Genomic DNA, 24,377 nt, shown 5'->3' with positions numbered 1-24,377 from the left:
TAGTCGGCTCACAGCTTCGGCATAGCAATCAGGCGTTCACTGAAATACATGAAGGTCAGCGGACTGAAGAATGTGAAAGTGATCGCTGCGGTCGCCGGTGGTGCGGCCGTGGTGGGGCTGGGCGTGTTCGGAGCGGTCTCGGACGTTCACTCGGGGGCCGGCGAGTCCCTGGCTTCCGGATCCCACATGAACGTCGGCCAGACCAGCACGGAGACGACGCCTCCGACTGCACCGCAGGTTTCGATGGCAGTGCCTGCGATGAGGGGCTACACGCCGCCGTCCGGGTTCGCCGTCACGCACTGATCACTGCGCAAAGTGCCGGGTAGTGGTTTCACCGCCACCCGCCGTGGCTATACGTCGCGCGGAGGTGAGCGCATTGGGTAGCGCGAAGGAAAACATTCAGCGAAATCTGAAATTGGTCACTGCCGGAATGGGCGCGATCGGTGGGTTAGCTACCGCTGTGCTCGGAGTCGCGATGGGCGGAGGCGTCGCCGGAGCCCAGCAGCGGGAGGAACCACCTGTCATCACCACTGGACAAACGGTTACCGAGACGACTCCGCCGACAGCCCCTGAGACCTCGAAGGGCACTCCGTCGGTCTCGGCGACCACCCCGTCGGGGTTTGCCACGCCACACTGATCGCGGCTGATCTCGCCGACCGGGGCCTGCGAAGTCGGGTTTACCTCGCCCGCAGGCCCCGGTAGGGAGGTCTCTGTGACAGGAGACGAACGCAACAAGCGGACCAAGTACGCGATGGCCGGTGTCGGGGCGATCGCACTTGCAGCGATGGGCGCATTCGGTGCGATGGTGGCCGAGGCGCCGAGCAGTGGCGCGGTTCCGGCCGTCAATGTTGGTGAAACCGTAACGAAGACAACGGCTCCCACCGAACTCGAGACATCGTTCGCCAAGCCGAAGGTGAAGGTGGACCTGCCCGACGGGTACGGCAACGGCTAGGGGCGGGGTGCCTCGCCGATGCTGGTGACAGTCGGCTTGTCCGTCGATGCCGACCCGGTGCGGGTGGCTCGGATCAGGACCCGGTCGTTGACCCCGTACAGCGGTTTGACGGCATCAGGCAGGGCGTAGCTCTGGGTGAATCCGTCGTTGCTGCGCACCGTGACCGACGTTGCGGACAGCTCGGTGATCGTGCCGGTTTGAAACAGCGTCGTACGGTAGCCGCCGCCTTCGGTCAGTACGGCCTCGCTGTGGATCGTGGCGGGATCGGTCCCGTCGTGGGGCCGTCCGTCCATTCCCGGCCCGCCCATCCAGCGCGGGGGCCCGCCCTCTGCATTGGGCGGACCGTGGTGGCCAGGGCCCTGCGTATCGGTGGCGGCATACACCGCCGCGCGGCCGAGCCCAGCAATGGCCGCCGCGATGCCGACTGCGGCAACAGTGGGTCGGATGCTCATATGGTCCACGTTGCCGGGGCCGGCTGTGTGCCGGCTGTGTGCGGGCTCTGGCGCAGATGTGGCGCTGTTTCACAGCCGGCACATAGAAAGCGCTCAGTCGGGGCCTAACGAACGGACGAATAATGAGCGGGTGAGCAGCACGACCAATGGCACCGATTCCGAGTCCGGGCGCGCCGTCATGCGCCGCGCCGATGGCAATCCGATCCAGGTCCTGGTAGTCGACGACGAACCCGTACTGGCGGAACTGGTGTCGATGGCGCTGCGCTATGAGGGCTGGGACATCGCGACGGCAGGTGACGGCGCGAGCGCCATCGCCGCTGCCCGGGACAGCCCGCCCGATGTGGTCGTCCTCGACGTGATGCTGCCCGACATGAGTGGTCTGGACGTCCTGCGCAAACTGCGGGAACAGATTCCCGGCCTGCCTCTGCTGCTGCTGACCGCCAAGGATTCGGTGGAGGACCGCATCGCGGGCCTCACCGCCGGCGGCGACGACTACGTCACCAAACCGTTCAGCCTCGAGGAAGTGGTGCTGCGGTTGCGGGCACTGCTGCGGCGCACCGGAGTCACCAGTGAGGACGGCGGCGCCAAGATCGTCGTCGGCGATCTCGTGCTCGACGAGGACAGCCATGAGGTGACCCGGGCCGGTGATCCGATCACCCTGACCGCCACCGAGTTCGAACTCCTGCGCTTCATGATGCGCAACGCCAAGCGGGTCCTGAGCAAGGCCCAGATCCTCGACCGGGTGTGGAGCTACGACTTCGGCGGCCGGTCCAACATCGTCGAGCTGTACGTCTCGTATCTGCGCAAGAAGATCGACAGCGGACGGGAACCGATGATCCACACGCTGCGCGGTGCGGGTTATGTCCTCCGGCCCGCGCGCTGAGGTGACGGCCGGGGCAAGCGTCACCCGCTGGTGGTCACCGCGGACCTGGACGCTGCGGGCCCGGCTGGTGGTCACCCAGGTGGCCCTGCTGGCGGTGGTGTGCGCCAGTATCGGAGTGGCGACAGAGTTTGCGCTGCAACGGTTTTTGATGAACCAGCTCGACGATCAACTGATCGAGGCCGGCCGCCGCTCGGCCGCCATCTTCGAATTGCCGCCGCCACCACCGGGAACCCCACCCCCGCCGGGAATGCACCGTCATCACCGGGTTCCGTTCGACCCTGAGGAGGGGCCGGGACCCGGATTCCTCAATGCCCCGGGGCAGGCCGCCCGCACGGTCGGAGCGGTGGTGGCGCCGAACCGCCCGGTGGACGCAGGGGTCATCACCGCCGACGGCGACCGCGTCGAGGTCAGTGCCGCCGCGGCCGTCCAGCTGTCCCAGGTCCCGGCGACCCGGGAACCCGAAACCGTGGACCTCGACGGACTGGGCCGCTACCGGCTCATCGGCCTGCACCCGCGTCACGGCGGCCCGCAGACCATCGTGACCGGGCTGCCGACGGCCGTCGTCGACGACACTCTGCTGTGGGTCCTCGGCATGTTCTGTGTACTGGCCGCCATCGCGCTCATCGCCGCGACGACGGCGGGCATCCTGATCCTGCGGCGCCAACTCGCCCCGCTGTCTCGCGTCTCGGCGGCGGCACGCCGGGTGGCCGATCTCGAACTCGACCGCGGCGAGGTGGAGTTGCCGACACCGATCGTGCCGGTCGACCCCGCCAGTGCCCACACGGAGGTGGGTCAGCTCGGTACCTCGCTGAACCGGATGCTCGACCGCATCGCCAGCGCGCTGTCGGCCCGGCACGCCAGTGAGACGCGGGTGCGCCAATTCGTGGCCGACGCCAGCCACGAGTTGCGGACGCCGCTGGCGGCGATCCGGGGCTATACCGAGCTGGCCCAGCGCAAACGTGATGACCTGCCCGCCGACGTGGCCCATGCGATGAACCGGGTGGAGTCCGAGACCACGCGGATGACGCAACTGGTCGAGGACATGCTGCTGTTGGCGCGCCTCGATGCCGGGCGGCCTCTGGAGCGCGACAGCGTGGATCTGTCCAGGCTGATCGTGGACTCGGTGAGCGATGCCCACATCGCCGGCCCCGACCATCAGTGGGCGTTGGATCTACCCGAGGACCCGGTGGTGGTTGAAGGCGACGAGGCCCGGCTGCATCAGGTGCTGGCCAACCTGTTGGCGAACGCCCGTACGCACACCCCGCCGGGCACCTCGGTCACGGTGTCGCTGAAACCCGACCGGGATGCGGTGCTGCTGCGCGTCGCAGATGACGGCCCGGGTATCCCGGCGTCACTGCTGCCCGACGTGTTCGAGCGGTTCGCGCGCGGAGACTCGTCGCGGTCGCGACGGGAGGGCAGCACCGGGTTGGGTCTGGCGATCGTGGCCGCGGTGCTCAAGGCGCACGGCGGCACGATCGAGGTGAGCAGTACCGCGGGCTCGACCGAATTCGTGGTGCGGCTGCCGGTCGTCAGCTCACAGGGCACGCACAGGATGGACCAATCCGGCACCTAGCGGCCACGGCAACGATGAGAACGTGACCCTTGTTGCCGCGCATCCCGCTGCCGAGGTGCCGGCGGCGACACCCGAGGAGTCGAAGCCCCGCAGCTCGACCTCGATGACCCAGAGCATCGCCCTAGTCCTGCTGTTGGCCGGCACCGCGGTGCTCTACCTGTGGAACCTGTCGGTGAGCGGGTGGGCCAACGCGTTTTACTCGGCCGCCGCGCAAGCGGGTGCCGAGAACTGGACCGCGATGCTGTTCGGGTCCAGTGACGCAGGCAATGCGATCACCGTGGACAAGACGCCCGCGGCGCTGTGGATCACCGATCTCTCGGTGCGCCTGTTCGGGCTGAGCCCGTGGAGTGTGCTGGTGCCGCAGGCGCTCATGGGCGTCGGTGCGGTCGCAGCGCTCTACGCGGCGGTGCGCCGCGCGGCCGGGCCGTGGGCCGGTCTGTTGGCCGGCACCGTCCTGGCGCTGACGCCGGTGGCCGCCTTGATCTTCCGGTTCAACAATCCCGACGCGCTTCTGGTGCTGCTGCTCGTCGTGGCGGCCTACTGCGTGCAGCGCGGAATCGAAAAGAACTCCAGCCGTTGGTGGTTCGTCGGTGCGGGGGTTGCACTCGGCTTCGGTTTCCTGGCCAAGATGCTGCAGGCATTCCTGGTGCTGCCGGGTATTGCCGCCGCGGCGCTGGTCGCCGGAGACCGCCCACTGGGCCGACGCATCCTCGATGTCGCCACCGCCGGCGTCGCCATGGTCCTCAGCGGTGGCTGGTACCTGGTGCTGGTGGAGTTGTGGCCGTCCTCGTCACGGCCCTACATCGGTGGTTCGCAGCACGACAGCATTCTCGAATTGGCATTGGGCTACAACGGTTTGGGTCGGCTCACCGGTGACGAAACGGGTGGCCTCGGCAATCTGAACTTCGACGTCGGGCCGGGGCGGTTGTTCGGGTCGCAGATGGGCGCCGACATCGGCTGGTTGCTGCCCGCGGCGCTGATCTGCCTGGTGGCCGGCCTCTATCTGACCCGCCGGGCCGCCAGGACCGATCCGGCCCGGGCCGCCTTGATTCTGTGGGGCGGCTGGCTCCTGGTCACCGCGCTGGTGTTCAGCTTCATGAACGGCATCGTCCACCCCTATTACACCGTGGCGCTCGCCCCGGCCATCGGTGCGGTCATCGGCATCGGGGCGAGGTTGCTGTGGCAACACCGCACCGACCTCCGCGCCGCCACGGCGATGTCGGGCGCGGTGTTGGTGACCGCGGTCCTGGCCGCAGTGCTGTTGGCCCGCAACGACGATGCCTTCCCGTGGCTGCGGGCGGCAGTGGCAGTGGCGGGTGTGGGTGCCGCGGTACTGCTGCTGATGGTCACACGGTTGGAGCGCCCGATGGTGCGGGTGACGGCGGTGCTGGCGGTCGCGGCCTGCCTGGCCGGTCCGGCCGCGTACTCGATCGCCACCGCCTCCGCCCCGCACACCGGGGCGATACCGTCCGTCGGTCCATCGCGTGGTGGCGGCGGGTTCGGCGGAATGTTCGCCGCCCCCGATCCAGGGCCGACGCTGACCGCAACGCTGGCCGCAGATGCCGACGGCTACCGGTGGGCGGCCGCCGTGGTGGGCTCGTCGAATGCCGCCGGATACCAATTGGCCACCCGCGCACCGGTGATGGCAGTCGGAGGCTTCAACGGCACGGATCCGGCACCCACGCTCGACGAATTCCAGCGTCTCGTCGACGACGGCGCCATCCACTACTTCATCCGATCCCGCATCATGGCCGGAGGATTCGGCGGACACACCCCCAGCGGCAGCCAGGCGGCCACCGAGATCGCGGAATGGGTCCAGGCCCACTACAACCCGGTCACCGTCGACGACGTCACCATCTACGACCTGACTCACCGTGCGTCGAACACATAGCCGGCGCATAGCTTCGCCCAACCCGGATCACAACCCTGCGGAGAACGATGAACTCATGACAACCTTGGTCGAAGAACCCGAGCAGCGCTTTCATTTCGCGTCGCGGCCCAACGCCACACACGCCGCGCGGGACGCCGGGGTTCCGGTGCTCGACGTCGTCGTACCGGTGTACAACGAGCAGGCCACGCTCGCCCATTCGGTTCGCCGGCTGCACCGGTATCTCGCCGAGAACTTCGCGGTGCCGGTGCGTATCACCATCGCCGACAATGCGAGTGTCGACGAAACCCCGCGCATCGCTGCCGAACTGGCCGCTGACCTCGACGACGTGCGGGTGGTCCGGCTGGAGGAGAAGGGGCGCGGACGCGCACTGCGGGCGGTGTGGTCGGCTTCGGACGCGCCCGTGCTGGCGTACATGGACGTCGACCTGTCCACCGACCTGGCCGCGCTTGCGCCGTTGGTGGCACCACTGATCTCCGGCCACTCCGACCTGGCCATCGGCACCCGTCTGGGCCGCGGCTCACGGGTCGTCCGCGGCGCCAAGCGCGAGTTCATCTCGCGCTGCTACAACTTCATCCTGAAATCGACTTTGGCAGCCCGGTTCTCGGATGCCCAGTGTGGATTCAAGGCGATTCGCGCCGACGTTGCCCGCGAGTTGCTGCCCTACGTTGCCGATACCGGGTGGTTCTTCGACACCGAGCTTCTGGTGCTGGCCGAACGCAGCGGTCTGCGCATTCACGAGGTTCCGGTGGACTGGGTGGACGATCCGGACAGCCGGGTGGACATCGTCGCCACGGCGGCCGCCGATCTCAAGGGCATCGGGCGGCTGCTGCGCGGGTTCGCCAACGGGTCGATCCCGGTGAACACGATCGCCGCGCAGCTCGGGTCCTCTCGGAAATCGGCTGCCCCTGGATCGTTGTTGCGCCAGGCGGTGCGTTTCGGTGCGGTCGGTGTGGTCTCCACGCTGGCCTACCTGTTGCTGTTCACGGCCCTGCGGGCCGGTGTCGGCGCGCAGGCCGCCAACCTGATCGCCCTACTGGTGACCGCGATCGGAAACACCGCAGCCAACCGCCGCTTCACGTTCGGCATCGCCGGTTCGGGCAACGTCACCCGCCATCATCTGGAGGGATTGACGGTGTTCGGGATCGCGCTGGCCATCACCAGCGGATCACTGGGACTCTTGCACGTCGTGACGCCCGTGCCGCACCGCGGCGTCGAGCTTGCAGTATTGGTGGCGGCCAACCTGTTGGCCACCGTGGTGCGCTTCGTCCTGTTGCGCGGGTGGGTCTTCCACCCCGCGCGGACACGGCAGGTCACCGCGCCGAATCGAGGGACCGAACTATGACGACCATCGTCGACACGGCACCAGAAGCCGCCGCGGAGACCGCGGAATCGCCGAAGACATTGACACCGCGCTGGATTCGCCCCACCTATTGGGCTCTGCTGGCCGGCACCGCGGTGCTCTACCTCTGGGGGCTGGGATCGTCGGGGTGGGCCAACAGCTACTACGCCGCCGCGGCCCAAGCGGGCACCCAGTCCTGGAAGGCCTGGCTTTTCGGATCGCTGGATGCCGGCAACGCCATCACGGTCGACAAACCACCGGCCGCGATGTGGGCAATGGGCTTGTCGGGCCGGCTGTTCGGCTTCAACGAGTTCACCATGCTGCTGCCGCAGGCGTTGATGGGGGTGGGTGCGGTGGCACTGCTCTACGCCACCGTGCGCCGCACCAGCGGTCCGGCCGCCGGACTGATCGCCGGGGCGGCGTTGGCGCTGACACCGGTCGCGGCCTCCATGTTCCGCTACAACAATCCCGATGCACTCCTGGTCCTGCTGTTGGTGCTGGCGGCTTACTTCATGGTGCGTGCCGTCGGGCCGGTGTCGGCACGGGCCAGCGCCGGGTGGGTGGCATTGGCAGGATGTGCGCTCGGGTTCGCGTTCCTGACCAAGATGCTGCAGGCCTTCCTGATCGTGCCGGGCCTGGCCCTGATGTTCCTGGTCGCCGCGCCGGCGGTCGGAGTGTGGAAACGACTGGGTACCTTGCTGATCGGCGCGGCGACGGTGATCGTCTCGTCGGGCTGGTACCTCGCGCTGGTGGCGTTGTGGCCGGCGGACTCCCGGCCCTACATCGCCGGATCGACCGACAACAGCCTGTTGCAATTGGCCTTCGGCTACAACGGGCTGCAACGCATCCTGGGGCAGGAGGGGCACGGGCCCGGCGCGGGCCCCGGTCCGGGTGGACCCGGTTTCGGTCACGGTCCCGGCGGCGGCCCCAACCTGATGTTCGGCGGTGACCCCGGGATCGGCCGGATGTTCGGGATGTCGATGGGCACCGAGGCGTCGTGGCTGTTGCCTGCGGCGCTGATCGGGCTGGTTGCCATGCTGTGGCTGGCCCGGCGCACCGCGCGCACTGCCGGACCGCGGGTCGGTGTGTTGATGTGGGGCGGCTGGCTGCTGGTCACCGCCGTGGTGTTCAGCTTCATGGACGGGATCATCCATCCCTATTACACCGTGGCGCTGGCGCCTGCGGTGGCGGCTCTGGTGGGCATCTCGGTCGTCGAATTGTGGCGGGTCCGTGCCCGGTCGGCAGCCCGGCTGGTGCTGGCGCTGATGCTGGCCGGGACCGGGGCGTGGGCGTTCGTGCTGCTGGACCGGACGCCTGACTGGTTGCCGGCGCTGCGCTGGATCGTGTTGATCGGCTCGGCACTGACGGCGGTCGCCCTGGCGATCACTGCCCACCGGGCGGGCAAGGTCCCCGCGGTGGTGGCGCTGGCGGCCATGGTCTTCGGGCTCGCCGCGACGGCGGCCTACACCGTCGAGACGGTGGCGAAAGTCCACGGCGGTGGGCCGATGGCCACCTCGGGACCCAACCGGGACATGGGGTTCGGCGGACCCGGTGGTCCTGGCGGTCCTGGTGGATTCGGGCGCGCCGATGATCCGGCACTGGCCGAGCTCATCGCGGGGGCCGACGGGCGCTGGGCCGCAGCCGGTGTCGGCTCGATGCAGGTCAGCGATCTAGAGCTCAAGACGGGCGAGTCGTTGATGGCAATCGGCGGTTTCACGGGCAGTGACAACTCGCCCACGCTGGCGCAGTTCCAGCAATATGTTGCCGATGGCCAGGTCCGCTACTTCCTCGATCGGCCCGCAGGTGGTCGCGGCGGGCCGCCCGGACCGCCGCGTGATCCCGGCGGTAGCGCGGGGGAGATCACCACATGGGTTCGCGAGCACTTCACCAAGAACATGGTCGGTGAGGTTCCGGTGTACGACCTGTCTGCGCCCGTCGCCTGACACCCAGACCGCGGCGGCCGTCCACATCCCCCCGGCAGGACGGCCGCCGCCTGGGCGCACCCCAATCGGCTCAGCCTGATTCTTCCTCTGGTCCTGTCGGCGGCGCGGGGTTAGCGTCGATTCATGTCTGTCACCGACCAGTATCTGGCCAACAACGAGGTCTATGCCACGACCTTTTCCGGGCCGTTGCCGTTGCCGCCCAGCAAGCACGTTGCGGTGGTCGCGTGCATGGACGCCAGGCTGGACGTCTACCGGATCCTCGGCCTGGGCGACGGTGAGGCGCACGTCATCCGCAATGCCGGTGGTGTCATCACCGACGACGAGATCCGCTCACTGGCCATCAGCCAGCGGCTGCTCGGCACCAAAGAAATCATCCTGATCCACCACACCGACTGCGGCATGCTGACATTCACCGACGACGGGTTCAAACAGCAGATCCAGGACGAAACCGGAATCAAGCCGAACTGGGCCGCCGAGTCCTTCGTCGACCTGGCCGAGGACGTGCGTCAGTCGTTGCGTCGCATCGAGGCCAGCCCGTTCGTCACAAAGCATGAATCGTTGCGCGGCTTCATCTTCGACGTCGCCACCGGCAAGCTCAACGAGGTGACGCTGTAGCTCACCCCACCTTGTACGTCGCGATGGCCTTCGCCACCGCCTCGCCGTCAGGAGTGACGATATCGACCTCGCTGTTCACCAGGGACCTACCCTGACGCAGCACGCGCCCGAGGCCGATCAGATCGGTGGCGCGGGCCGGCGCCAGATAGTTGATTGTCATCGAGACCGTCACTCCGCGAAGCGAATCCGGAACGTCGGCGTGCGCCCAGGCTGCCGCCATCACCGTGACGTCGGCCAACGCGGCGATCGCACCGCCGTGCACCATGTCGGCGATCGTGATGTTCGACGGATCCCACGGCAACCGAAGTCGGACCTCGGGGCCGTCGAGGTTTTCGGCGAAAATGCCGAGTTTGGCCACGAACGGCGACTGGGGGAGGAATTGCGCCATGACTTCCGGGCCGGTCTGGATACTCATGGCCGCCAGTGTCTGCCGCCGGCGGTCAGCGTCTCAATTACCTGCGGGGTAAGCGCACAGTGAATCCGCCGTTCCCACGGGGGATGGCGCTGCTGGTGGCCGGGGCGCTGTTCATGGAAATCCTGGACGCCACGATCATCGCCCCGGCCATCCCGTTGATCGCCGCGTCGTTCGGTGTCGAGGCTGTCGATGTCAACGTGGCGATCTCGGCATACCTGGTCACGGTCGCGGTTCTGATCCCGGCCAGCGGCTGGCTGGCCGACCGGTTCGGTGTCCGCCGGGTGTTCATCGGGGCGATCGCAGTGTTCACGCTGGCCTCGGTCGGCTGCGCGGTGAGTGCCTCACTGCCGATGTTGGTCGCGATGCGGATCCTGCAAGGGGTCGGCGGCGCCATGATGGTGCCCGTCGGCCGCCTGGCAGTGTTGCGGCACAGCAGCAAGTCCGACCTCGTGCGGGCCATCGCACTATTGACCTGGCCGGCGCTCACCGCACCGGTGCTGGCTCCGGTGCTCGGTGGGGCCATCGCGACGCTGGGCAGCTGGCGGTGGATCTTCGCGATCAACATTCCGATCGGCGTGATCGGAATTGTCCTGGCGCTCGGACTCGTCCGCGGCGGGCCGCAATCCGCGGTCCGGTCGCTGGACTGGCCGGGCCTGCTGGCACTCGGCTCGGGGATTGCTGCGGCCCTCATCGCATTGGAGAACATCCGGGTCTCGGGGACCGACTGGGGACTGGTCACCGGATGCGGCGCCGCGGCAGTCGTCCTACTCGGCGCGGCCATGTGGCGGCTGCTCACGGCGCCGGCCCCGCTGGTGCAGTTGCGGGTGCTACGGGTGCACACGCTGCGCATCACGGTGGTGGCCGGGTCGCTGTACCGACTGGTGATCACCGCGGTGCCGTTCCTGCTGCCGCTGCAATTCCAGCTGGAGTTCGGCTGGACGCCGCTGGCAGCCGGCGTCATGGTGGCCGCGTTGTTCGCCGGGAACCTGACCATCAAGCCGGCCACCACCCCGTTGATGCGCAGGTACGGCATCCGGACCGTGCTGCTGGTCAACGGGGTGACCTCGGTCGCGTGCTTCGGCCTGCTGGCCGCGTTGCAGCCGGGCCTGCCAGTGGCGGTGATGGGCGTCGTCCTCTATCTGAGCGGGGCGCTGCGGTCGATCGGCTTCACCGCCTACAACAGCCTGGCGTTCTCCGACATAGACGGGGAGCACCTGACGCACGCCAACACGCTCAACGCCTCGGTGCAGGAGTTGGCGGCCGGACTGGGCATCGCGGTGGCAGCGCTGCTGCTCAGCCAATTCACCTCATATTCGGTGACCTACCTGGTCCTGGGCGCTTTGCTGGCGCTGACCCTGGTCGCCACGGTGCGGCTGCCGCGGCACGCAGGTGCCCACGTAAGCGGGCATCGGATTTGAAGGTTGCCCGCCATTGACACCGCGGCGGCAGGGCGGCTAGATTCCTGGCCATGCTTGCAATTCTGGCCATTCCTACCAACTTAATGGGGAAGTGATGACCACCGCCAAAACGACAGGTCCGCGAGCCAATCAGGCCGGGCAGTACGAGCTGAGCCACCTGCGGTCCCTGGAGGCCGAGGCCATCCACATCATCCGTGAGGTCGCCGCGGAGTTCGAGAAGCCGGTGCTGCTGTTCTCCGGCGGCAAGGACTCGATCGTCATGCTGCACCTGGCGGTCAAGGCGTTCGCGCCAGGACGGCTGCCGTTCCCGGTCATGCACGTCGACACCGGGCACAACTTCGACGAGGTGTACGAGACCCGCGACGAGCTCGTCGAGCACTACGGTGCGCGCCTGGTCGTGGCCAAGGTGCAGGACGACATCGATGCCGGCCGCGTGGTGGAGACCATCCCGTCGCGCAACCCGATCCAGACCGTCACGCTGCTGCGCGGCATCCGGGAGAACAAGTTCGACGCCGCCTTCGGTGGCGCCCGCCGCGACGAGGAGAAAGCCCGCGCCAAGGAGCGGGTGTTCTCCTTCCGCGACGAGTTCGGCCAGTGGGACCCCAAGGCCCAGCGTCCCGAGCTGTGGAACCTGTACAACGGCCGGCACCACAAGGGCGAGCACATCCGGGCCTTCCCGATCTCCAACTGGACCGAGTTCGACATCTGGTCCTACATTGGCGCTGAGAAGATCAAGCTGCCCTCCATCTATTACGCGCACCAGCGCAAGGTGTTCGAGCGCGACGGCATGCTGCTCGCGGTGCACAAGTTCATGCAACCCCGCAAGGACGAACCGGTGATCGAGAAGACCGTGCGGTTCCGCACCGTCGGCGACGTCACCTGCACCGGCTGCGTGGAGTCCACCGCCGCAACGGTTTCCGAGGTCATCGCCGAGACCGCGGTGTCGCGGCTCACCGAGCGCGGCGCCACCCGCGCCGATGACCGGATCTCCGAGGCCGGAATGGAAGACCGTAAGCGCGAGGGGTATTTCTGATGAGCACGTTGTTGAGAATCGCCACGGCGGGTTCCGTCGACGACGGCAAGTCCACGCTGATCGGCCGGCTGCTGTTCGACTCGAAGGCGGTCATGGAGGATCAGCTGGCCGCCGTCGAGCGCACCTCCAAGGAACGCGGCCACGACTACACCGACCTGGCACTGGTCACCGACGGGCTGCGCGCCGAGCGGGAGCAGGGCATCACGATCGATGTCGCCTATCGCTACTTCGCCACGGCCAAGCGGAAATTCATCATCGCCGACACCCCGGGGCACATCCAGTACACCCGCAACATGGTGACCGGAGCCTCCACTGCGCAGCTGGTCATCGTGCTCGTCGATGCGCGCCACGGCCTGCTCGAGCAGTCGCGCCGCCACGCGTTCCTGGCCTCGCTGCTGGGCATCCAGCACATCGTGCTGGCCGTGAACAAGATGGACCTGATCGACTGGGACCAGGAACGTTTCGAGGCGATCCGCGACGAGTTCCACGCGTTCGCCGCCCGGTTGGACGTGCACGACGTCACCACCATCCCGTTGTCGGCGCTCAACGGCGACAACGTGGTGACCAAATCAGACATCACCCCCTGGTACGAGGGCCCGTCGCTGCTGAGCCACCTCGAAGACGTCTACATCGCCGGTGACCGCAACCTCGTCGATGTCCGTTTCCCGGTGCAGTACGTGATCCGGCCGCAGACCCATGAGCACGCCGATCACCGCAGCTACGCCGGCACGGTCGCCAGCGGTGTGCTGCGTCCCGGCGACGACGTGATCGTGCTGCCGGCCGGAAAGCCCACGCGCATCACCCAGATCGACGGCCCGAGCGGTGTGGTCGAGGAGGCCTTCCCGCCGATGGCGGTGTCGATCAGCCTGTCCGACGACATCGACATCTCCCGCGGCGACATGATCGCCCGGCCCAACAACCAGCCCCGGGTCGCACAGGATTTCGACGCCACCGTGTGCTGGATGGCCGACGGATCGTCACTGGAGCCCGGCCGCGAATACCTGATCAAGCACACCACCCGAACCACCAGGGCCAAGGTGACCGGACTTGATTACCGGCTCGACGTCAACACCCTGCACCGGGACAAGACCGCGACAGCGCTCAAACTGAATGAGCTGGGCCGTGTCTCGCTGCGCACCCAGGCGCCGCTGCTGCTCGACGAGTACAGCCGCAATGCCGCCACCGGTTCGTTCATCCTGATCGACCCCAACACCAACGGCACCGTGGGTGCCGGCATGGTGCTGCGCGAGACCCGCCACGACACCGCGAGCCCCAACACCGTGCGGCACGAGTCGCTGTGCACCGCCGAGGACCGGCTGTCGAAGGGCCGCACCGTGTGGTTCACCGGCCTGTCCGGCTCGGGCAAGTCCTCGGTGGCGGTGCTCGTCGAGCAGAAGCTGCTCGAAAAGGGTGTTCCGGCATACGTTCTGGACGGGGACAACCTGCGCCACGGGCTGAACGCGGATCTGGGCTTCTCGATGGCCGACCGGGCTGAGAACCAGCGCCGACTGGCCCACATCGCCGCCATTCTGGCCGACTCCGGCCAGGTTGTGCTGGTCCCCGCAATCAGCCCGCTGGAGGAGCACCGCGCCCTGGCCCGCAAGGTCGCCACGGATGCGGGTCTGGAGTTCTACGAGGTGTTCTGCGACACCCCGCTGGAGGACTGCGAACGCCGTGATCCCAAGGGCCTGTACGCCAAGGCGCGCGCCGGTGAGATCACCCACTTCACCGGCATCGACAGCCCGTATCAGCGGCCGAAGAACCCGGATCTGCGGCTCACGCCTGACCACAGCACCGATGAACTGGCCGACCTGGTGATCGAGCTGTTGGAATTGCCGTCGTGAACGATCACGAACTGGCTGCCCGGCTGGCCATCAGGGCCGGGGATCTGCTGCTCGATGTCCGTGCCGACTTCGCCGATGCCACGCCGGCCGAGCGAAAGGCCGCCGGGGACAAGCAGTCCCACGATTTCCTGATGGCCGAGTTGGCCAAGCTGGTTCCCGGTGACTCGGTGCTGTCCGAGGAGGCCACGGCCGAGGAACGGGCCGATCCGGCGCGGCTGAACGCCGACCGGGTCTGGATCGTCGACCCGCTCGACGGCACCCGGGAGTTCTCCGAACTGGGCCGCGACGACTGGGCCGTACACGTGGCGCTGTGGAGTGCGGGCGAACTCGTGGCGGGAGCGGTCGCGCTGCCCGCGCAGAACACCACGCTGTCCACGCCCGAGGTAGCCGCACCCCGCCCCTTCGACGGCCCGCCCCGGGTCGTCGTGTCACGTACCCGGCCGCCCGCGGTGGCTCTGGCCGTGCGGGAGGCGCTCGACGGAACCCTGGTCGAAATGGGTTCGGCCGGAGCCAAAGTCGCCGCGGTGATCCGCGGGATCGCCGATGTGTACGTGCACGCGGGTGGTCAGTACGAGTGGGATTCGGCCGCGCCCGTCGCGGTGGCCCGCGCGGCCGGCCTGCACACCTCACGTATCGACGGCTCGCGGTTGGTCTACAACTCGGCCGACCCCACGCTGCCCGACCTGATCGTGTGCCGCCCCGAACTGGCCGAGCGGGTACTGGCCGTCACGGCGGGGTAGTTCTCGGCGCGGTCAGGGAATGAGCATGGGCTCGTCACCGGCCTTCGGACAGGCGGTTTTGAGGTCCTGTATTGCCTCCGCCGTGCCCTCGTACCCGCGCACGTGGTTTCCCTTGCTGACCTGATCGAGCTGGTTCGCGAGGGTGCTCGCCGTCTGCCGCAACCCGGAATCCTCGATCGCCGTGGCTTCTTGGCGGACAGCGGCGGCGGCATCGGCGGCATCAGTGGGCAACGTGGTGGGTGCGGGGCCTGTCATCGCCCGATGCGTGTCGAGTTGCACGCTGACCCAATGGGCCATGGCCTGCTCGGCATGCCCGCAGTCCTCGTCACTGGGCCCGTCGGCGTAGCCGACCACAACCATGATCAGCATCAGCGGCGACGCTGCGGCCAACATGACCAGCCTGACCTTGGCCGACGACCAATCCCGGAGTGCCACCAATGCAGCCTAAACGCGGTCGCGGACCACTACGCTCACCGAAATGAGCCGCCCCACGCTGCGCGAACTGGCCAGCCTCCCCGCCGCACCGGCCCGTCTCGCCGATTCCACCCTGGTCTTGATCGACTGCCAGAACACCTATACGCAGGGAATCATGGAGCTCGACGGGGTGCAGGCCGCTCTCGAGCAGACGGCACAACTCCTGGACCGGGCCCGCAGCGCGGGCATTCCGATCATCCACATCCAGCACTCCGACGGTCCGGGTTCGCTGTATGACATCGAAGGGGAGAGCGGCGCGATCGTCGCAGCGGTGGCTCCGCGCGAGGGAGAACCCGTGGTGGTCAAGCAATTCCCCAACTCGTTCGTGCAGACCGATCTGGACGACCGGTTGAAGGGGCTGGGCGCCTCGAACCTGCTGCTGGCCGGATTCATGACGCACATGTGCGTCAACTCGACCGCGCGCGGTGCCTTCAACCTCGGGTACGCCCCGACCGTGGTGGCCGCTGCCACTGCCACCCGCACACTCGCGGGCCCCGACAGCGCACCGGTGCCGGCCGCGGTCATGCAGTCGGCGAGCCTGGCCGCGATGTCGGATCTGTTCGCGGTCGTCGTCCCGGACGCGGCCGGTATTCCGGACTAGCCGACTGCCGAACTGCCCCTCCGTCGCCGAGATCGACGCCATGGCTGCTGCTGCGCACTGTGAGCAGCCCTAACGTCGATCTCGACGAAAATAGCCGGGCGTCACGGATGCTTGCAGGTCTCGTATCTGTCCATGAGCGCCTGTTCGGCGGCCGGAGGTTGGTAGACGAGGAGATCGCGTGCCGTGCACCCGCCGATGGTGATGGCGATGGCGCCGGTGGCCTGACCGTTCCCGGTGATGTGTCCCTGTATCTGATCGCTCGCGGTGTAGAGGGTCGGCCCGGCCAGCGTGGCCGCCAGTGGCAGATGCCGTAGGGCAAGGGCGACTGCGTCGGCAGGCTCGTGCGAGCGGGTCTGCTCCGCCAGCCATACCGACGGTTGCACGCGGCCGTTGATCGTCAGCCTGTCGATGTGCGGGATCGTCTGGTCGGCGTTCATCCGACTCCAGACGTCGAGCTCACCGGCCGTCGGGAAGCGGCGGGCACTCTTGATGTCGGCGGGGTGATCGTCGCCCGCGCTGATCGTCCAGGTCACGTTGGCCAGGCCCGGGAACTTTCCGGACATGGTGGTGACCACGGCGGCCACGTCCGTGTAATCGGTGGCATCGGCCAGCCGGATCGATCCGACATCGGAATGTCCCCATTCCTGCATCGTCGACCGGCCGTTGGGGTGAGTCACCGTCGCACGTAAACGTACTGTGGCCGTGGAGAATTCACGACGCATGGCGGCCCAGTCGCGGGCCTGGGAGATGATCTGTTGCGCGTTGTCGATCGGTAACCTGCCACCGTCGACTGCGAAGACGTTCCAGCCGTGGTGGGCGGCGAGCTCGGTGTGGTAGCCGGTGTAGTTGACCATCGTGAGGTCCTGCAGGTAGCGGGACACCACTGCCGCGAGTTGATCTTCGGTGATGCCTTCGGCGGTCTCGACATCGATGGCGAACCGCACCACGCCCTGGGCCGGGCGATTCGTCACGGTGTGGCTGACCGTCTGCACGCCGGGCATCTCGCCGAGCAATCGCGCAAGGCGCGCCACATCTGCGTTGCGGTCGGGCGGGGTGGCGTGGCAGGCGCTCAGTACTGCGGTGACAAACGCCAGGGCGAGGGTGATCGTCAAGCCGCGCCAGGAGGTCCGGTGCCTCACACCGGTCGGCTCAATCTGCCTGCCGGCGTTACGTCTTTGCTGACTTTCACGATTGCCGTCCCTCCAGGAACAATCCACATCACGGAAAGCATTGCATACGGCAATGCCGTTCAATCGACGTGGTGAGCACGGCCGATTGCCGGCCGGAGCGGCGACACCGTTCGCCCGTAGCGGTGCGGGCGATGAGTGAGCTGGCACAATCTCAGATCATGCGGATGTCGGCGAAGGCGGAGTATGCCGTCCGAGCCATGGTCCAGCTCGCGACGGTCGGTGACGGCGAGCTGGTCAAGACCGACGACCTCGCCAAGGCGCAGGGAATCCCGGCGCAGTTCCTCGTCGACATACTCACCGCGCTGCGCACGGACCGCCTGGTCCGCAGCCATCGTGGCCGCGACGGGGGCTACGAACTGGCGCGGCCGGCCGGTGAGATCAGCATCGCCGACGTGCTGCGCTGCATCGACGGACCGCTGGCCAGCGTGCGCGACATCGGTCTGGGGGATCTGCCGTACTCCGGTCCGACCGCGGCCCTGACCGATGTCTGGCGTGCGCTGCGGGCCAGCATGCGCTCGGTCCTGGAGGAGACCAGCCTGGCCGACGTGGCGGCCGGCGCGCTGCCGGGCCACGTGGACACGCTGGCCAACGCCTACCGCGATCAGGAACACGAACGCGGCCACCGCTGAAGCCGGTCAGCCCCCGTACGGGCGGGTGATGATCTCCAGGTAATGCCCGGACGGGTCCTGGAAGTACACCCCGCGACCGCCGTCGTTGTGGTTGATCTCGCCAGGGTGCTGACCATGCGGATCGGCCCAGTGCTGCATGCCACGGTCGCGGATCTTGCCGTAGATCGCGTCGAACTCGTCCTCGGAGACCAGGAATGCGTAGTGCTGCGGCCGGATCTCTTCTTCAGGCCCCATCTGGGCGTAGTCGAGGCTGACTCCGTGATTGAGCGTCACCGCCAGAAACGGACCGAACTCCTGCGGGGCGGGCAGGCCGAACAACTCGGTGAAGAACTCGGCGGAGGCCTGCCGATCCTTGGCGGCGACGATGGTGTGGTTGAAGGTGATGGCCATATCGGTCCAGTAAACCGCTGGACCCGCACCCCCGGCAACGGTGCAGGATGGGACCATGCCCAACACCCAGATCCTGGCCGGGCCACAGGTGCGGCTGCGCCCACCGGTAGTCGAGGACGCCGAAGCGCTGTACACCCGGATCGCCTCCGATCCCGAGGTCACGAAGTATCTGTCCTGGCGCCCGCATTCGGGGGTGGCCGAAACGCGGCGCGTCATCACGACATTGTTCAACGTCGGTGACGAGCAGACCTGGTTGGTCGAAGTCGACGGTGACGTGGCCGGGCTGTGTGCCAGGCGTCGACCTCAGCCGTACTCGGTAGAGCTGGGTTACTGCCTGGCCCGGCAGTGGTGGGGACGTGGCCTGATGTCGGAGGCGGTTTCGTTGATGCTGGCCGATATGCAACCGGATGACACGGTGTACCGGATCACGGCCTACTGCCATGTCGACAATGCCGGTTCGGCTGCGGTACTGCGACGGTGCGGTTTGTCACTGGAGGGAGGGCTCGCACGCTACGGGATGTTCCCCAATATCAGCGACGAACCTCAGGACGTCCTGTTGTTCGGAAAGGCGGTGCGGTAATGGGCACATTCGATATTCGCGGGCTCCGACGTCCGGTGATCGTGGCGCCGATGGCAGGTGGGCCCTCGACGCCGGAACTGGCCGCGGCCGGCAGCAATGCCGGCGGACTCGGGTTCCTCGCGGCAGGTTATCTGACCGCCGACGCGCTCGCCGAGAAAGTCACCGCGGCACGCGATCTGACTACCGAACCCCTCGGGGTGAATCTCTTTGCGCCCCAGCCCAGTGCGGGCACGTCCGAACAGATCCGGGCCTATGCCGACGCGCTGGCCGGTGAAGCGCAGCGCTACGGGGTGGCACTCGGCGAGCCGAGGTACGACGACGACGCGTGGGCCGCCAAGCTGGATGCGGTGCTCGATCTACGGCCCGAGGTGGTCTCGTTCACGTTCGGCCTGCCGAGTGAGTCCGAGATCGCCCGGTTGCGCAGCGCCGGCGTCACCACGGTCGGCACCGTGACGACTCTGGACGAAGCCTGGCTCGCGGTGAGCCGCGGGGTCGATGCCCTCGCCGTCCAGGGACCCGCAGCGGGTGGGCACCGCGGCACGTTCGATCCGTCCGCGTCGCCCGGAACACAATCACTGGACCATCTACTGGCCGACGTACTGTCGGCGGTCGACATCCCCGTAGTGGCCGCCGGTGGGTTGATCAGCGCCGACGACGTTGCGGGCGTTCTGGCTGCGGGCGCGGTGGCGGCTCAACTCGGCACGGCGTTCCTGCTGGCCGATGAATCCGGCAGCAGCCCGGTGCACCGGGACGCGTTGCGGAGCCCTGAGTTCACCGAAACCGTTGTGACGAGGGCATTTTCCGGCCGGTATGCACGTGGATTGCGCAACCGGTTCATCGTCGATCACGATGGACAGGCGCCGTTGGGCTATCCCGAGATCCATTACCTGACCAGCCCGGTGCGCAAGGCGTCGGTTGCCGCAGGCGACCCGCAGGCCACCAATGTCTGGGCCGGCACCGGGTGGCGCCAGGCCCGCACCGGTTCGGTGGCCGAGATCATGGAGGGGTTGACCTCGGACCGCTAGCGCTGTCCGAGTCCGACGTCCTCGACGACGACGTCGCCGTCATCGGAGCGCACGGTGACCTCGGCGGCGGCACTGTCGGGAACGGTCGTCTCGGGCACCCGCACCTGCGTCGAGGATCCGGACTGGGCATGCACCAGATACGGCCCACGCCCGGGCAATCCGATGGTCACATCGCCGTTGCGGCTCACCGCATCCACCCGCCGCGGCGCGGCGTCACGGAAATCGACGGCGATGTCACCGTCGGACGTGGTGGCGTTGAACTGTTCGGTGACCGCTATGGGGGAGCGCGAGAAGATCTCACCGTTGACGGTGTGGGCCTCGACGCGGCGGGCCGCACCCCGCAGGATGATCGGCCCGTCCGTGGTCCGCGCGATCAACTGGTCCAGGTCTGCCTGCGCGATCACGGTGCCGATCTCCTGCTCGGTGCGCACCGTCAGCCGCCGGGCCTGCTCGGGCGGTACGGAGACGGTGATCTCACCGCCGCGGGCCCATTCCAGGACGCGAGACGGATTGCCCAAGATGGCGATGCGCGTCTCGTCGCCGTCGGTGGTGACCTGCAGTCGGTGTGCGCCACTGTGGGTGGTGTTCACCAGGCGCAGATCGGCCGCGGCGTCGCGGGTTTCGCGGTCCGCGGTGATCCGGATCGCGACGGGGATGTGTGCGGTGTCGATGACCAGTGATCGCATCGTGCCCGGCAGGGCCTCGTGGTCAGTGATGACTCGGACGTTGCTCACGGCCCACGCCGCGAAACCCAGCGATGTCACCGAACCGGCCACGAGCAGCGTGGCCGCGACGATCAGGGCGAGACGGAAGGTGGTGCGCCCGCCGGGGTTCAGCTGGGGTGGTGGGTTGACCGGCGGCGGAGGGGCGATGGTGGTCACGTTGAAAGTCCTTCCCGGTGTGGATGTTCGGTCTAGGTCTCGAGATAGCGCAGCACTGCCAGCACGCGGCGGTTCTCGCTCTCGTCGGGAGCGAGGCCGAATTTCGTGAAGATCGAGGCGATGTGTTTCTCGGCCGAGCCGACCGAGATGTGCAGTGTCGTGGCGATCGCCGAGTTCGTCCTGCCTTCCGCCATCAACTGCAGGACGTCGCGTTCGCGCGGGGTCAGCTGGTCCAGTGCACTGTGGCGGGCCGAGCGGACGAGGATCTGTGACACCACTTCGGGATCGAGCACCGTGCCTCCTCCGCCCACGACGGCGACGGCGTCGAGGAAGGCCGGCACGTCGGCGACTCGGTCCTTGAGCAGGTAGCCGAATCCTCTGGTGTCCGACGCGATCAGATCGGCCGCGTACCGCTCCTCGACGTAGTGGGAGAGCACCAGCACCGGCGACTCGGGGTTCTGGCTGCGCAGCAGTGCCGCGGCCCGGATGCCCTCGTCGGTGAACGTCGGCGGCATCCGGACATCGAGGATGGCCAGGTCGGGGTGGTACTCGTTGACGAGCCGCAGCAGGTTGGTGGCGTCGGGCACCCCGGCGACCACCTCGTGTCCGGCGTCGGCCAGGATGCGCTCGATACCGGCCCGCAGCAGCGCCGAGTCCTCGGCGATCACGATGCGCATGGCAGCACCGCCGTGACGATCGTCGGGCCGGTGGCGGGACTGGACACCGCGAAGGTTCCGCCCGCGGCGCGTACTCGTTCGTCGAGTCCGCGCAGGCCGGTGGCGTTCTCGCCCGCGTCGACGACGGCTCCGCCCTTTCCGTCGTCGAACACCGATACGTGCAGCACGTCGGCGGCCTCGTCCAGGCGCACGGTGACCACCGCCTGCGAGGCGTCGGCGTGCTTGGCGATGTTGGTCAACGCCTCGGCGACCACGAAGTAGGCGACCGATTCGATCTCATCGGGCAGCCTGCGGGGCAGCTCGATGTGCAATGTGGTTGGTACCCCCGAGGTTTCGGCACGCTGCACCACAGAGGACAGTGCCGCGTCGAGTCCACGATCGGACAGGATCGTCGGGGCGATGCCGCGCACCACGTTGCGCAGTTCCACCAGCGCGCTCTTGGCGTCGTCGTGGGCCTCGGCGATCAGCGCCTTGGCGGCGGGCGGATCCGAATCCAGTTTGGTCTGCGCCAGGCCGATCGTCATCGCCAGGGACACCAGGCGGGGCTGCACGCTGTCGTGCAGGTCCCGCTCGATGCGGTGCCGTTCGGTCTGTGCCGAGGACACCGCGCCCTGCCGGGCATCGGCCAGCGCGCTCACCTGATACTCCAGGGCCGCGGTGGGTGACGGCGACAGCAGCCATCGATCGATCGCGGCATCGACCGCGGGCGCGAGGATCAGGATGGCGACCGCGGCGATGACGGCGATGATCGCCAGCAGCCACGTGACCGGCGGGGACAGGAACACCAGACCGGCATCGTCGTCGCTGTGCCGGATGGCGACGGCCGCGGCCGGGCCCAGGAAAGCGAACGTCAGCAACGCGAATGCCAGGCCGGTGGCCAGCATGTCGTACGTCATCCGCAGGTAGTGGTGGCAGACGCCTTTCCAGAACCGGGTACTGCTGATGTCCAGCCACAGTTGGTGAGCCCAGCCCTGGACGCCGGTATGCGGCGACAGTCGGCGGGGCGGGACGCCGAGACCGAAACCGAATACGGCTTCGCTTCGGGTCCGCTCGAACCACTCCACGCCGCGCATCAGGTAGATGAACACCACGCCGGCGAGCAGGAATCCGATCACCGACGGGATCGAGGAGACCCCGATGACCATGATGGACAACGGAATCCAGAACCACACGAGCGCGACGGCGGCGCCGGTGATCATCGATGCGGTCGGTACGACGCCGATGTTGCGTGATGTCGACACGGGCTCAGACGCCGGCGGGGCAGGCGTGGGCAGGACGGTTTCGCTGGGTGCGACCATGCCTCCAACCTACGAAGTTGTGCGGTGTGGCGACACAGCGTTTTCCCCAGACCGTGCTGGGGGATAACCCCCGGATCGGGGATCTACTTCGGCGCGGTGAGCTCCAACGCGATGTTGTCCGGGTCGCGGAACTCCAGGATGTGGGAAGGGCCGATGTCCTTGACCGGTTCGTGCGCGATATCCAGATCGTCGAGGTGAAGCGCGGCCTCGTTCAGTTCGGCGAGGCTCCTGAGCCGGAAGGCCAAGTGGTCCAGCCCGGTTCGGTTCTCGTCGAAGGCATCCCGGCCGACCGGGCGCAGTCCGATCAACGTTGCCCCGGCGTCGTAGATGACCCCACCGGACAGGAAACTCAGCCTGGCGCGGGTGGCGACGTCGGCGTCCTGCGGCAGCTCGATGAGGACCGGCCAGCCGAAAACGCTCTCGTAGAACTGCCGGGACCGTTCGATGTCGGTGACCGTGAGCCGCACATGCGCGACCGAGGACGTGGTGATGGCCATGGGGTTCATGCTGCCACCACGACATGACAGAATCCGTGGGTGCGTGTGGGGATGACGATGCCGGTCATGGAGCCTCAGTTGGATGCGACGACGCTGCGGTCTTGGGCGCGCGTCATCGACGGAGGCCCGTTCTCGTCGCTGTGCTGGGGTGAACGCATCGCGTTCGACAACCCCGACAGCCTGACCCTGCTGGGCGCGCTGGCGGCCTGGACCGACCGGGTGCGGCTGGTGACCACCGTGGTGGTGCCGCAGCTCCACGATCCGGTGATGCTGGCCAAAGGCCTGGCCACCGGAGATCTGCTCAGCGGCGGACGGTTGACCGTGGGCATCGGTGTCGGCGGCCGTCACGAGGACTATCACGCGGTCGGCGCCGACCCGGCGTCCCAGACTCGGCGGGGAATGGCCGAGCGGGTCGCGGTGATGAAGCGGGTGTGGGCCGGCGAGAAGGTCACCGAATCGGTGCTCCCGGTCGGGCCGCCGCCGGTTCAGAGCGGTGGGCCCTCCCTGCACATCGGCACCATCGGGCCCAAGACCATCCGGGACGCTGCGGCCTGGGCCGACGGCGTCGCCGGCACGACTCTGGATCTGGATGTAGACCGCCAGGCCGAGTTGTTCGACATCGCCCGCACCGCCTGGGCCGAGGCGGGCAAGTCTAAGCCGCACCTGGCCACCTCGTTCTGGTTCGCGCTCGGTAAGCCGGAGGAGGCCCGCGCGCAGGTGCACCGGCACCTGCGCCGGTACATGAACTGGATCCCGGCCGAATACGTCGACGCGATGGCCCCCGCGACCGGCTGGGCGGGCACCGAAGAGGAACTGATCGAGGTGCTCGGCAGGTTCCAGGACATCGGCACCGACGAGGTGCACCTGATCCCGACCAGCTCCGACATCGACCAGCTGCGCCGCGTGGCCGAGGTGGCGAAAGTCTTCGCCTGAGCGTCCTTGCTGGACGAGTCCAGCAAAACGTGATCAAGATCATGGAATAAGCGCCTCGTAGACTGGATCTCTGTTCGACGTGGAGATTCCCGACGTTTGTTTGC

26 protein-coding genes are annotated in these 24,377 nt (G+C 67.7%); 17 read left to right on the top strand and 9 right to left on the bottom strand.

Features of this window, described 5'->3' with window-relative positions:
* The first annotated feature begins 48 nt into the window (after window positions 1–48).
* Both AC4ELS_RS31590 and AC4ELS_RS31585 read left to right on the top strand, forming a co-directional pair.
* Window positions 49–303 carry a hypothetical protein gene (locus tag AC4ELS_RS31590; RefSeq protein WP_064879612.1) on the top strand — a complete coding sequence of 85 codons (255 nt, stop codon included), beginning with the start codon at window positions 49–51 and terminating at the stop codon, window positions 301–303.
* A 409-nt stretch (window positions 304–712) separates the two neighbouring features.
* Complete coding sequence (locus AC4ELS_RS31585; protein ID WP_055116241.1) at window positions 713–952, top strand: hypothetical protein; 240 nt, start codon at window positions 713–715, stop codon at window positions 950–952.
* On the opposite strand, the gene AC4ELS_RS31580 is transcribed toward AC4ELS_RS31585, so the two are convergent.
* Window positions 949–1,404 (bottom strand): hypothetical protein, encoded by a 456-nt coding sequence (locus AC4ELS_RS31580; protein WP_499050887.1) that lies wholly within the window; start codon window positions 1,402–1,404, stop codon window positions 949–951. The two genes, AC4ELS_RS31585 and AC4ELS_RS31580, sit on opposite strands and share 4 nt — an antisense overlap.
* A 178-nt stretch (window positions 1,405–1,582) precedes the next feature.
* Here AC4ELS_RS31580 and AC4ELS_RS31575 point away from each other — a divergent pair, with 178 nt between their 5' ends.
* The 6 genes from AC4ELS_RS31575 (at window position 1,583) to AC4ELS_RS31550 (ending at window position 9,648) form a co-directional block, all read left to right on the top strand.
* Window positions 1,583–2,287, top strand: a complete 705-nt coding sequence (locus AC4ELS_RS31575) for a response regulator transcription factor (RefSeq protein WP_064879676.1) — start codon at window positions 1,583–1,585, stop codon at window positions 2,285–2,287.
* Window positions 2,265–3,860 carry a sensor histidine kinase gene (locus AC4ELS_RS31570; RefSeq protein WP_448448372.1) on the top strand — a complete coding sequence of 532 codons (1,596 nt, stop codon included), beginning with the start codon at window positions 2,265–2,267 and terminating at the stop codon, window positions 3,858–3,860. Before AC4ELS_RS31575 ends, AC4ELS_RS31570 begins: the two co-directional genes overlap by 23 nt.
* Window positions 3,861–3,963: 103 nt before the next feature.
* On the top strand, window positions 3,964–5,751 hold the full coding sequence (locus AC4ELS_RS31565) for an ArnT family glycosyltransferase (RefSeq protein WP_448448402.1): 1,788 nt from the start codon (window positions 3,964–3,966) through the stop codon (window positions 5,749–5,751).
* A 55-nt stretch (window positions 5,752–5,806) separates the two neighbouring features.
* Window positions 5,807–7,093: a bifunctional glycosyltransferase family 2/GtrA family protein gene (locus AC4ELS_RS31560; RefSeq protein ID WP_499050884.1), complete on the top strand. Its 1,287-nt coding sequence runs from the start codon at window positions 5,807–5,809 to the stop codon at window positions 7,091–7,093.
* Window positions 7,090–9,033, top strand: a complete 1,944-nt coding sequence (locus AC4ELS_RS31555) for an ArnT family glycosyltransferase (RefSeq protein WP_448448373.1) — start codon at window positions 7,090–7,092, stop codon at window positions 9,031–9,033. The genes AC4ELS_RS31560 and AC4ELS_RS31555 overlap by 4 nt, the downstream gene beginning before the upstream one ends.
* Before the next feature lie 123 nt (window positions 9,034–9,156).
* Window positions 9,157–9,648 (top strand): beta-class carbonic anhydrase, encoded by a 492-nt coding sequence (locus AC4ELS_RS31550; protein WP_064888106.1) that lies wholly within the window; start codon window positions 9,157–9,159, stop codon window positions 9,646–9,648.
* Between the two features lies 1 nt (window position 9,649).
* Here the strand turns inward: AC4ELS_RS31550 and AC4ELS_RS31545 are convergent, their stop codons facing one another.
* Window positions 9,650–10,063 carry a PaaI family thioesterase gene (locus AC4ELS_RS31545; protein WP_064888108.1) on the bottom strand — a complete coding sequence of 138 codons (414 nt, stop codon included), beginning with the start codon at window positions 10,061–10,063 and terminating at the stop codon, window positions 9,650–9,652.
* A gap of 83 nt (window positions 10,064–10,146) precedes the next feature.
* On the opposite strand from AC4ELS_RS31545, the gene AC4ELS_RS31540 reads away from it, so the two are divergent.
* From AC4ELS_RS31540 to AC4ELS_RS31525, 4 genes are all read left to right on the top strand, one after another.
* Entirely contained in the window at window positions 10,147–11,481 is a 1,335-nt protein-coding gene (locus AC4ELS_RS31540; RefSeq protein WP_448448403.1) for an MFS transporter, read from the top strand.
* A 94-nt stretch (window positions 11,482–11,575) separates the two neighbouring features.
* Window positions 11,576–12,514: a sulfate adenylyltransferase subunit CysD gene (gene cysD, locus AC4ELS_RS31535; RefSeq protein ID WP_448448374.1), complete on the top strand. Its 939-nt coding sequence runs from the start codon at window positions 11,576–11,578 to the stop codon at window positions 12,512–12,514.
* Window positions 12,514–14,358, top strand: a complete 1,845-nt coding sequence (gene cysN / locus AC4ELS_RS31530; RefSeq protein ID WP_448448375.1) for a sulfate adenylyltransferase subunit CysN — start codon at window positions 12,514–12,516, stop codon at window positions 14,356–14,358. The genes cysD and cysN overlap by 1 nt, the downstream gene beginning before the upstream one ends.
* Complete coding sequence (locus tag AC4ELS_RS31525; protein WP_448448376.1) at window positions 14,355–15,098, top strand: 3'(2'),5'-bisphosphate nucleotidase CysQ; 744 nt, start codon at window positions 14,355–14,357, stop codon at window positions 15,096–15,098. The genes cysN and AC4ELS_RS31525 overlap by 4 nt, the downstream gene beginning before the upstream one ends.
* Window positions 15,099–15,110: 12 nt before the next feature.
* Here AC4ELS_RS31525 and AC4ELS_RS31520 read toward each other — a convergent pair whose 3' ends face one another.
* Window positions 15,111–15,533 carry a hypothetical protein gene (locus AC4ELS_RS31520; protein WP_448448377.1) on the bottom strand — a complete coding sequence of 141 codons (423 nt, stop codon included), beginning with the start codon at window positions 15,531–15,533 and terminating at the stop codon, window positions 15,111–15,113.
* A 43-nt stretch (window positions 15,534–15,576) separates the two neighbouring features.
* Between AC4ELS_RS31520 and AC4ELS_RS31515 the strand changes: the two genes are divergently transcribed.
* Window positions 15,577–16,173 (top strand): cysteine hydrolase family protein, encoded by a 597-nt coding sequence (locus AC4ELS_RS31515; RefSeq protein ID WP_064957990.1) that lies wholly within the window; start codon window positions 15,577–15,579, stop codon window positions 16,171–16,173.
* A 101-nt stretch (window positions 16,174–16,274) separates the two neighbouring features.
* Here the strand turns inward: AC4ELS_RS31515 and AC4ELS_RS31510 are convergent, their stop codons facing one another.
* Complete coding sequence (locus AC4ELS_RS31510) at window positions 16,275–17,285, bottom strand: hypothetical protein (RefSeq protein WP_448448378.1); 1,011 nt, start codon at window positions 17,283–17,285, stop codon at window positions 16,275–16,277.
* A gap of 236 nt (window positions 17,286–17,521) precedes the next feature.
* Here AC4ELS_RS31510 and AC4ELS_RS31505 point away from each other — a divergent pair, with 236 nt between their 5' ends.
* Window positions 17,522–17,992, top strand: coding sequence for an Rrf2 family transcriptional regulator (locus AC4ELS_RS31505; RefSeq protein WP_064880158.1), 471 nt, complete (start codon window positions 17,522–17,524; stop codon window positions 17,990–17,992).
* Window positions 17,993–17,998: 6 nt separating this feature from the next.
* On the opposite strand, the gene AC4ELS_RS31500 is transcribed toward AC4ELS_RS31505, so the two are convergent.
* Window positions 17,999–18,382 carry a VOC family protein gene (locus AC4ELS_RS31500; RefSeq protein WP_463793817.1) on the bottom strand — a complete coding sequence of 128 codons (384 nt, stop codon included), beginning with the start codon at window positions 18,380–18,382 and terminating at the stop codon, window positions 17,999–18,001.
* Window positions 18,383–18,437: 55 nt separating this feature from the next.
* On the opposite strand from AC4ELS_RS31500, the gene AC4ELS_RS31495 reads away from it, so the two are divergent.
* Together AC4ELS_RS31495 and AC4ELS_RS31490 are read left to right on the top strand one after the other, a co-directional pair.
* Entirely contained in the window at window positions 18,438–18,962 is a 525-nt protein-coding gene (locus AC4ELS_RS31495; RefSeq protein WP_499050878.1) for a GNAT family N-acetyltransferase, read from the top strand.
* Complete coding sequence (locus AC4ELS_RS31490; protein ID WP_499050875.1) at window positions 18,962–19,987, top strand: nitronate monooxygenase; 1,026 nt, start codon at window positions 18,962–18,964, stop codon at window positions 19,985–19,987. Before AC4ELS_RS31495 ends, AC4ELS_RS31490 begins: the two co-directional genes overlap by 1 nt.
* Here the strand turns inward: AC4ELS_RS31490 and AC4ELS_RS31485 are convergent.
* From AC4ELS_RS31485 to AC4ELS_RS31470, 4 genes are all read right to left on the bottom strand, one after another.
* Window positions 19,984–20,868: a DUF4097 family beta strand repeat-containing protein gene (locus tag AC4ELS_RS31485; RefSeq protein WP_064880140.1), complete on the bottom strand. Its 885-nt coding sequence runs from the start codon at window positions 20,866–20,868 to the stop codon at window positions 19,984–19,986. The genes AC4ELS_RS31490 and AC4ELS_RS31485 overlap by 4 nt on opposite strands.
* 32 nt (window positions 20,869–20,900) lie before the next feature.
* Window positions 20,901–21,545: a response regulator transcription factor gene (locus AC4ELS_RS31480; RefSeq protein WP_064880138.1), complete on the bottom strand. Its 645-nt coding sequence runs from the start codon at window positions 21,543–21,545 to the stop codon at window positions 20,901–20,903.
* Window positions 21,533–22,843, bottom strand: coding sequence for a sensor histidine kinase (locus tag AC4ELS_RS31475; protein ID WP_064880136.1), 1,311 nt, complete (start codon window positions 22,841–22,843; stop codon window positions 21,533–21,535). Before AC4ELS_RS31475 ends, AC4ELS_RS31480 begins: the two co-directional genes overlap by 13 nt.
* 83 nt (window positions 22,844–22,926) lie before the next feature.
* Window positions 22,927–23,340 carry a VOC family protein gene (locus AC4ELS_RS31470; RefSeq protein WP_448448384.1) on the bottom strand — a complete coding sequence of 138 codons (414 nt, stop codon included), beginning with the start codon at window positions 23,338–23,340 and terminating at the stop codon, window positions 22,927–22,929.
* Window positions 23,341–23,391: 51 nt separating this feature from the next.
* Here AC4ELS_RS31470 and AC4ELS_RS31465 point away from each other — a divergent pair, with 51 nt between their 5' ends.
* Entirely contained in the window at window positions 23,392–24,273 is an 882-nt protein-coding gene (locus AC4ELS_RS31465) for an LLM class flavin-dependent oxidoreductase (protein ID WP_499050917.1), read from the top strand.
* Window positions 24,274–24,377 lie beyond the last annotated feature (104 nt).

Source organism: Mycobacterium shunyiense, from assembly GCF_058270035.1.
Note: the sequence above shows the minus strand (reverse complement) of the source record. Positions and strands in the feature narration are given on the sequence as shown.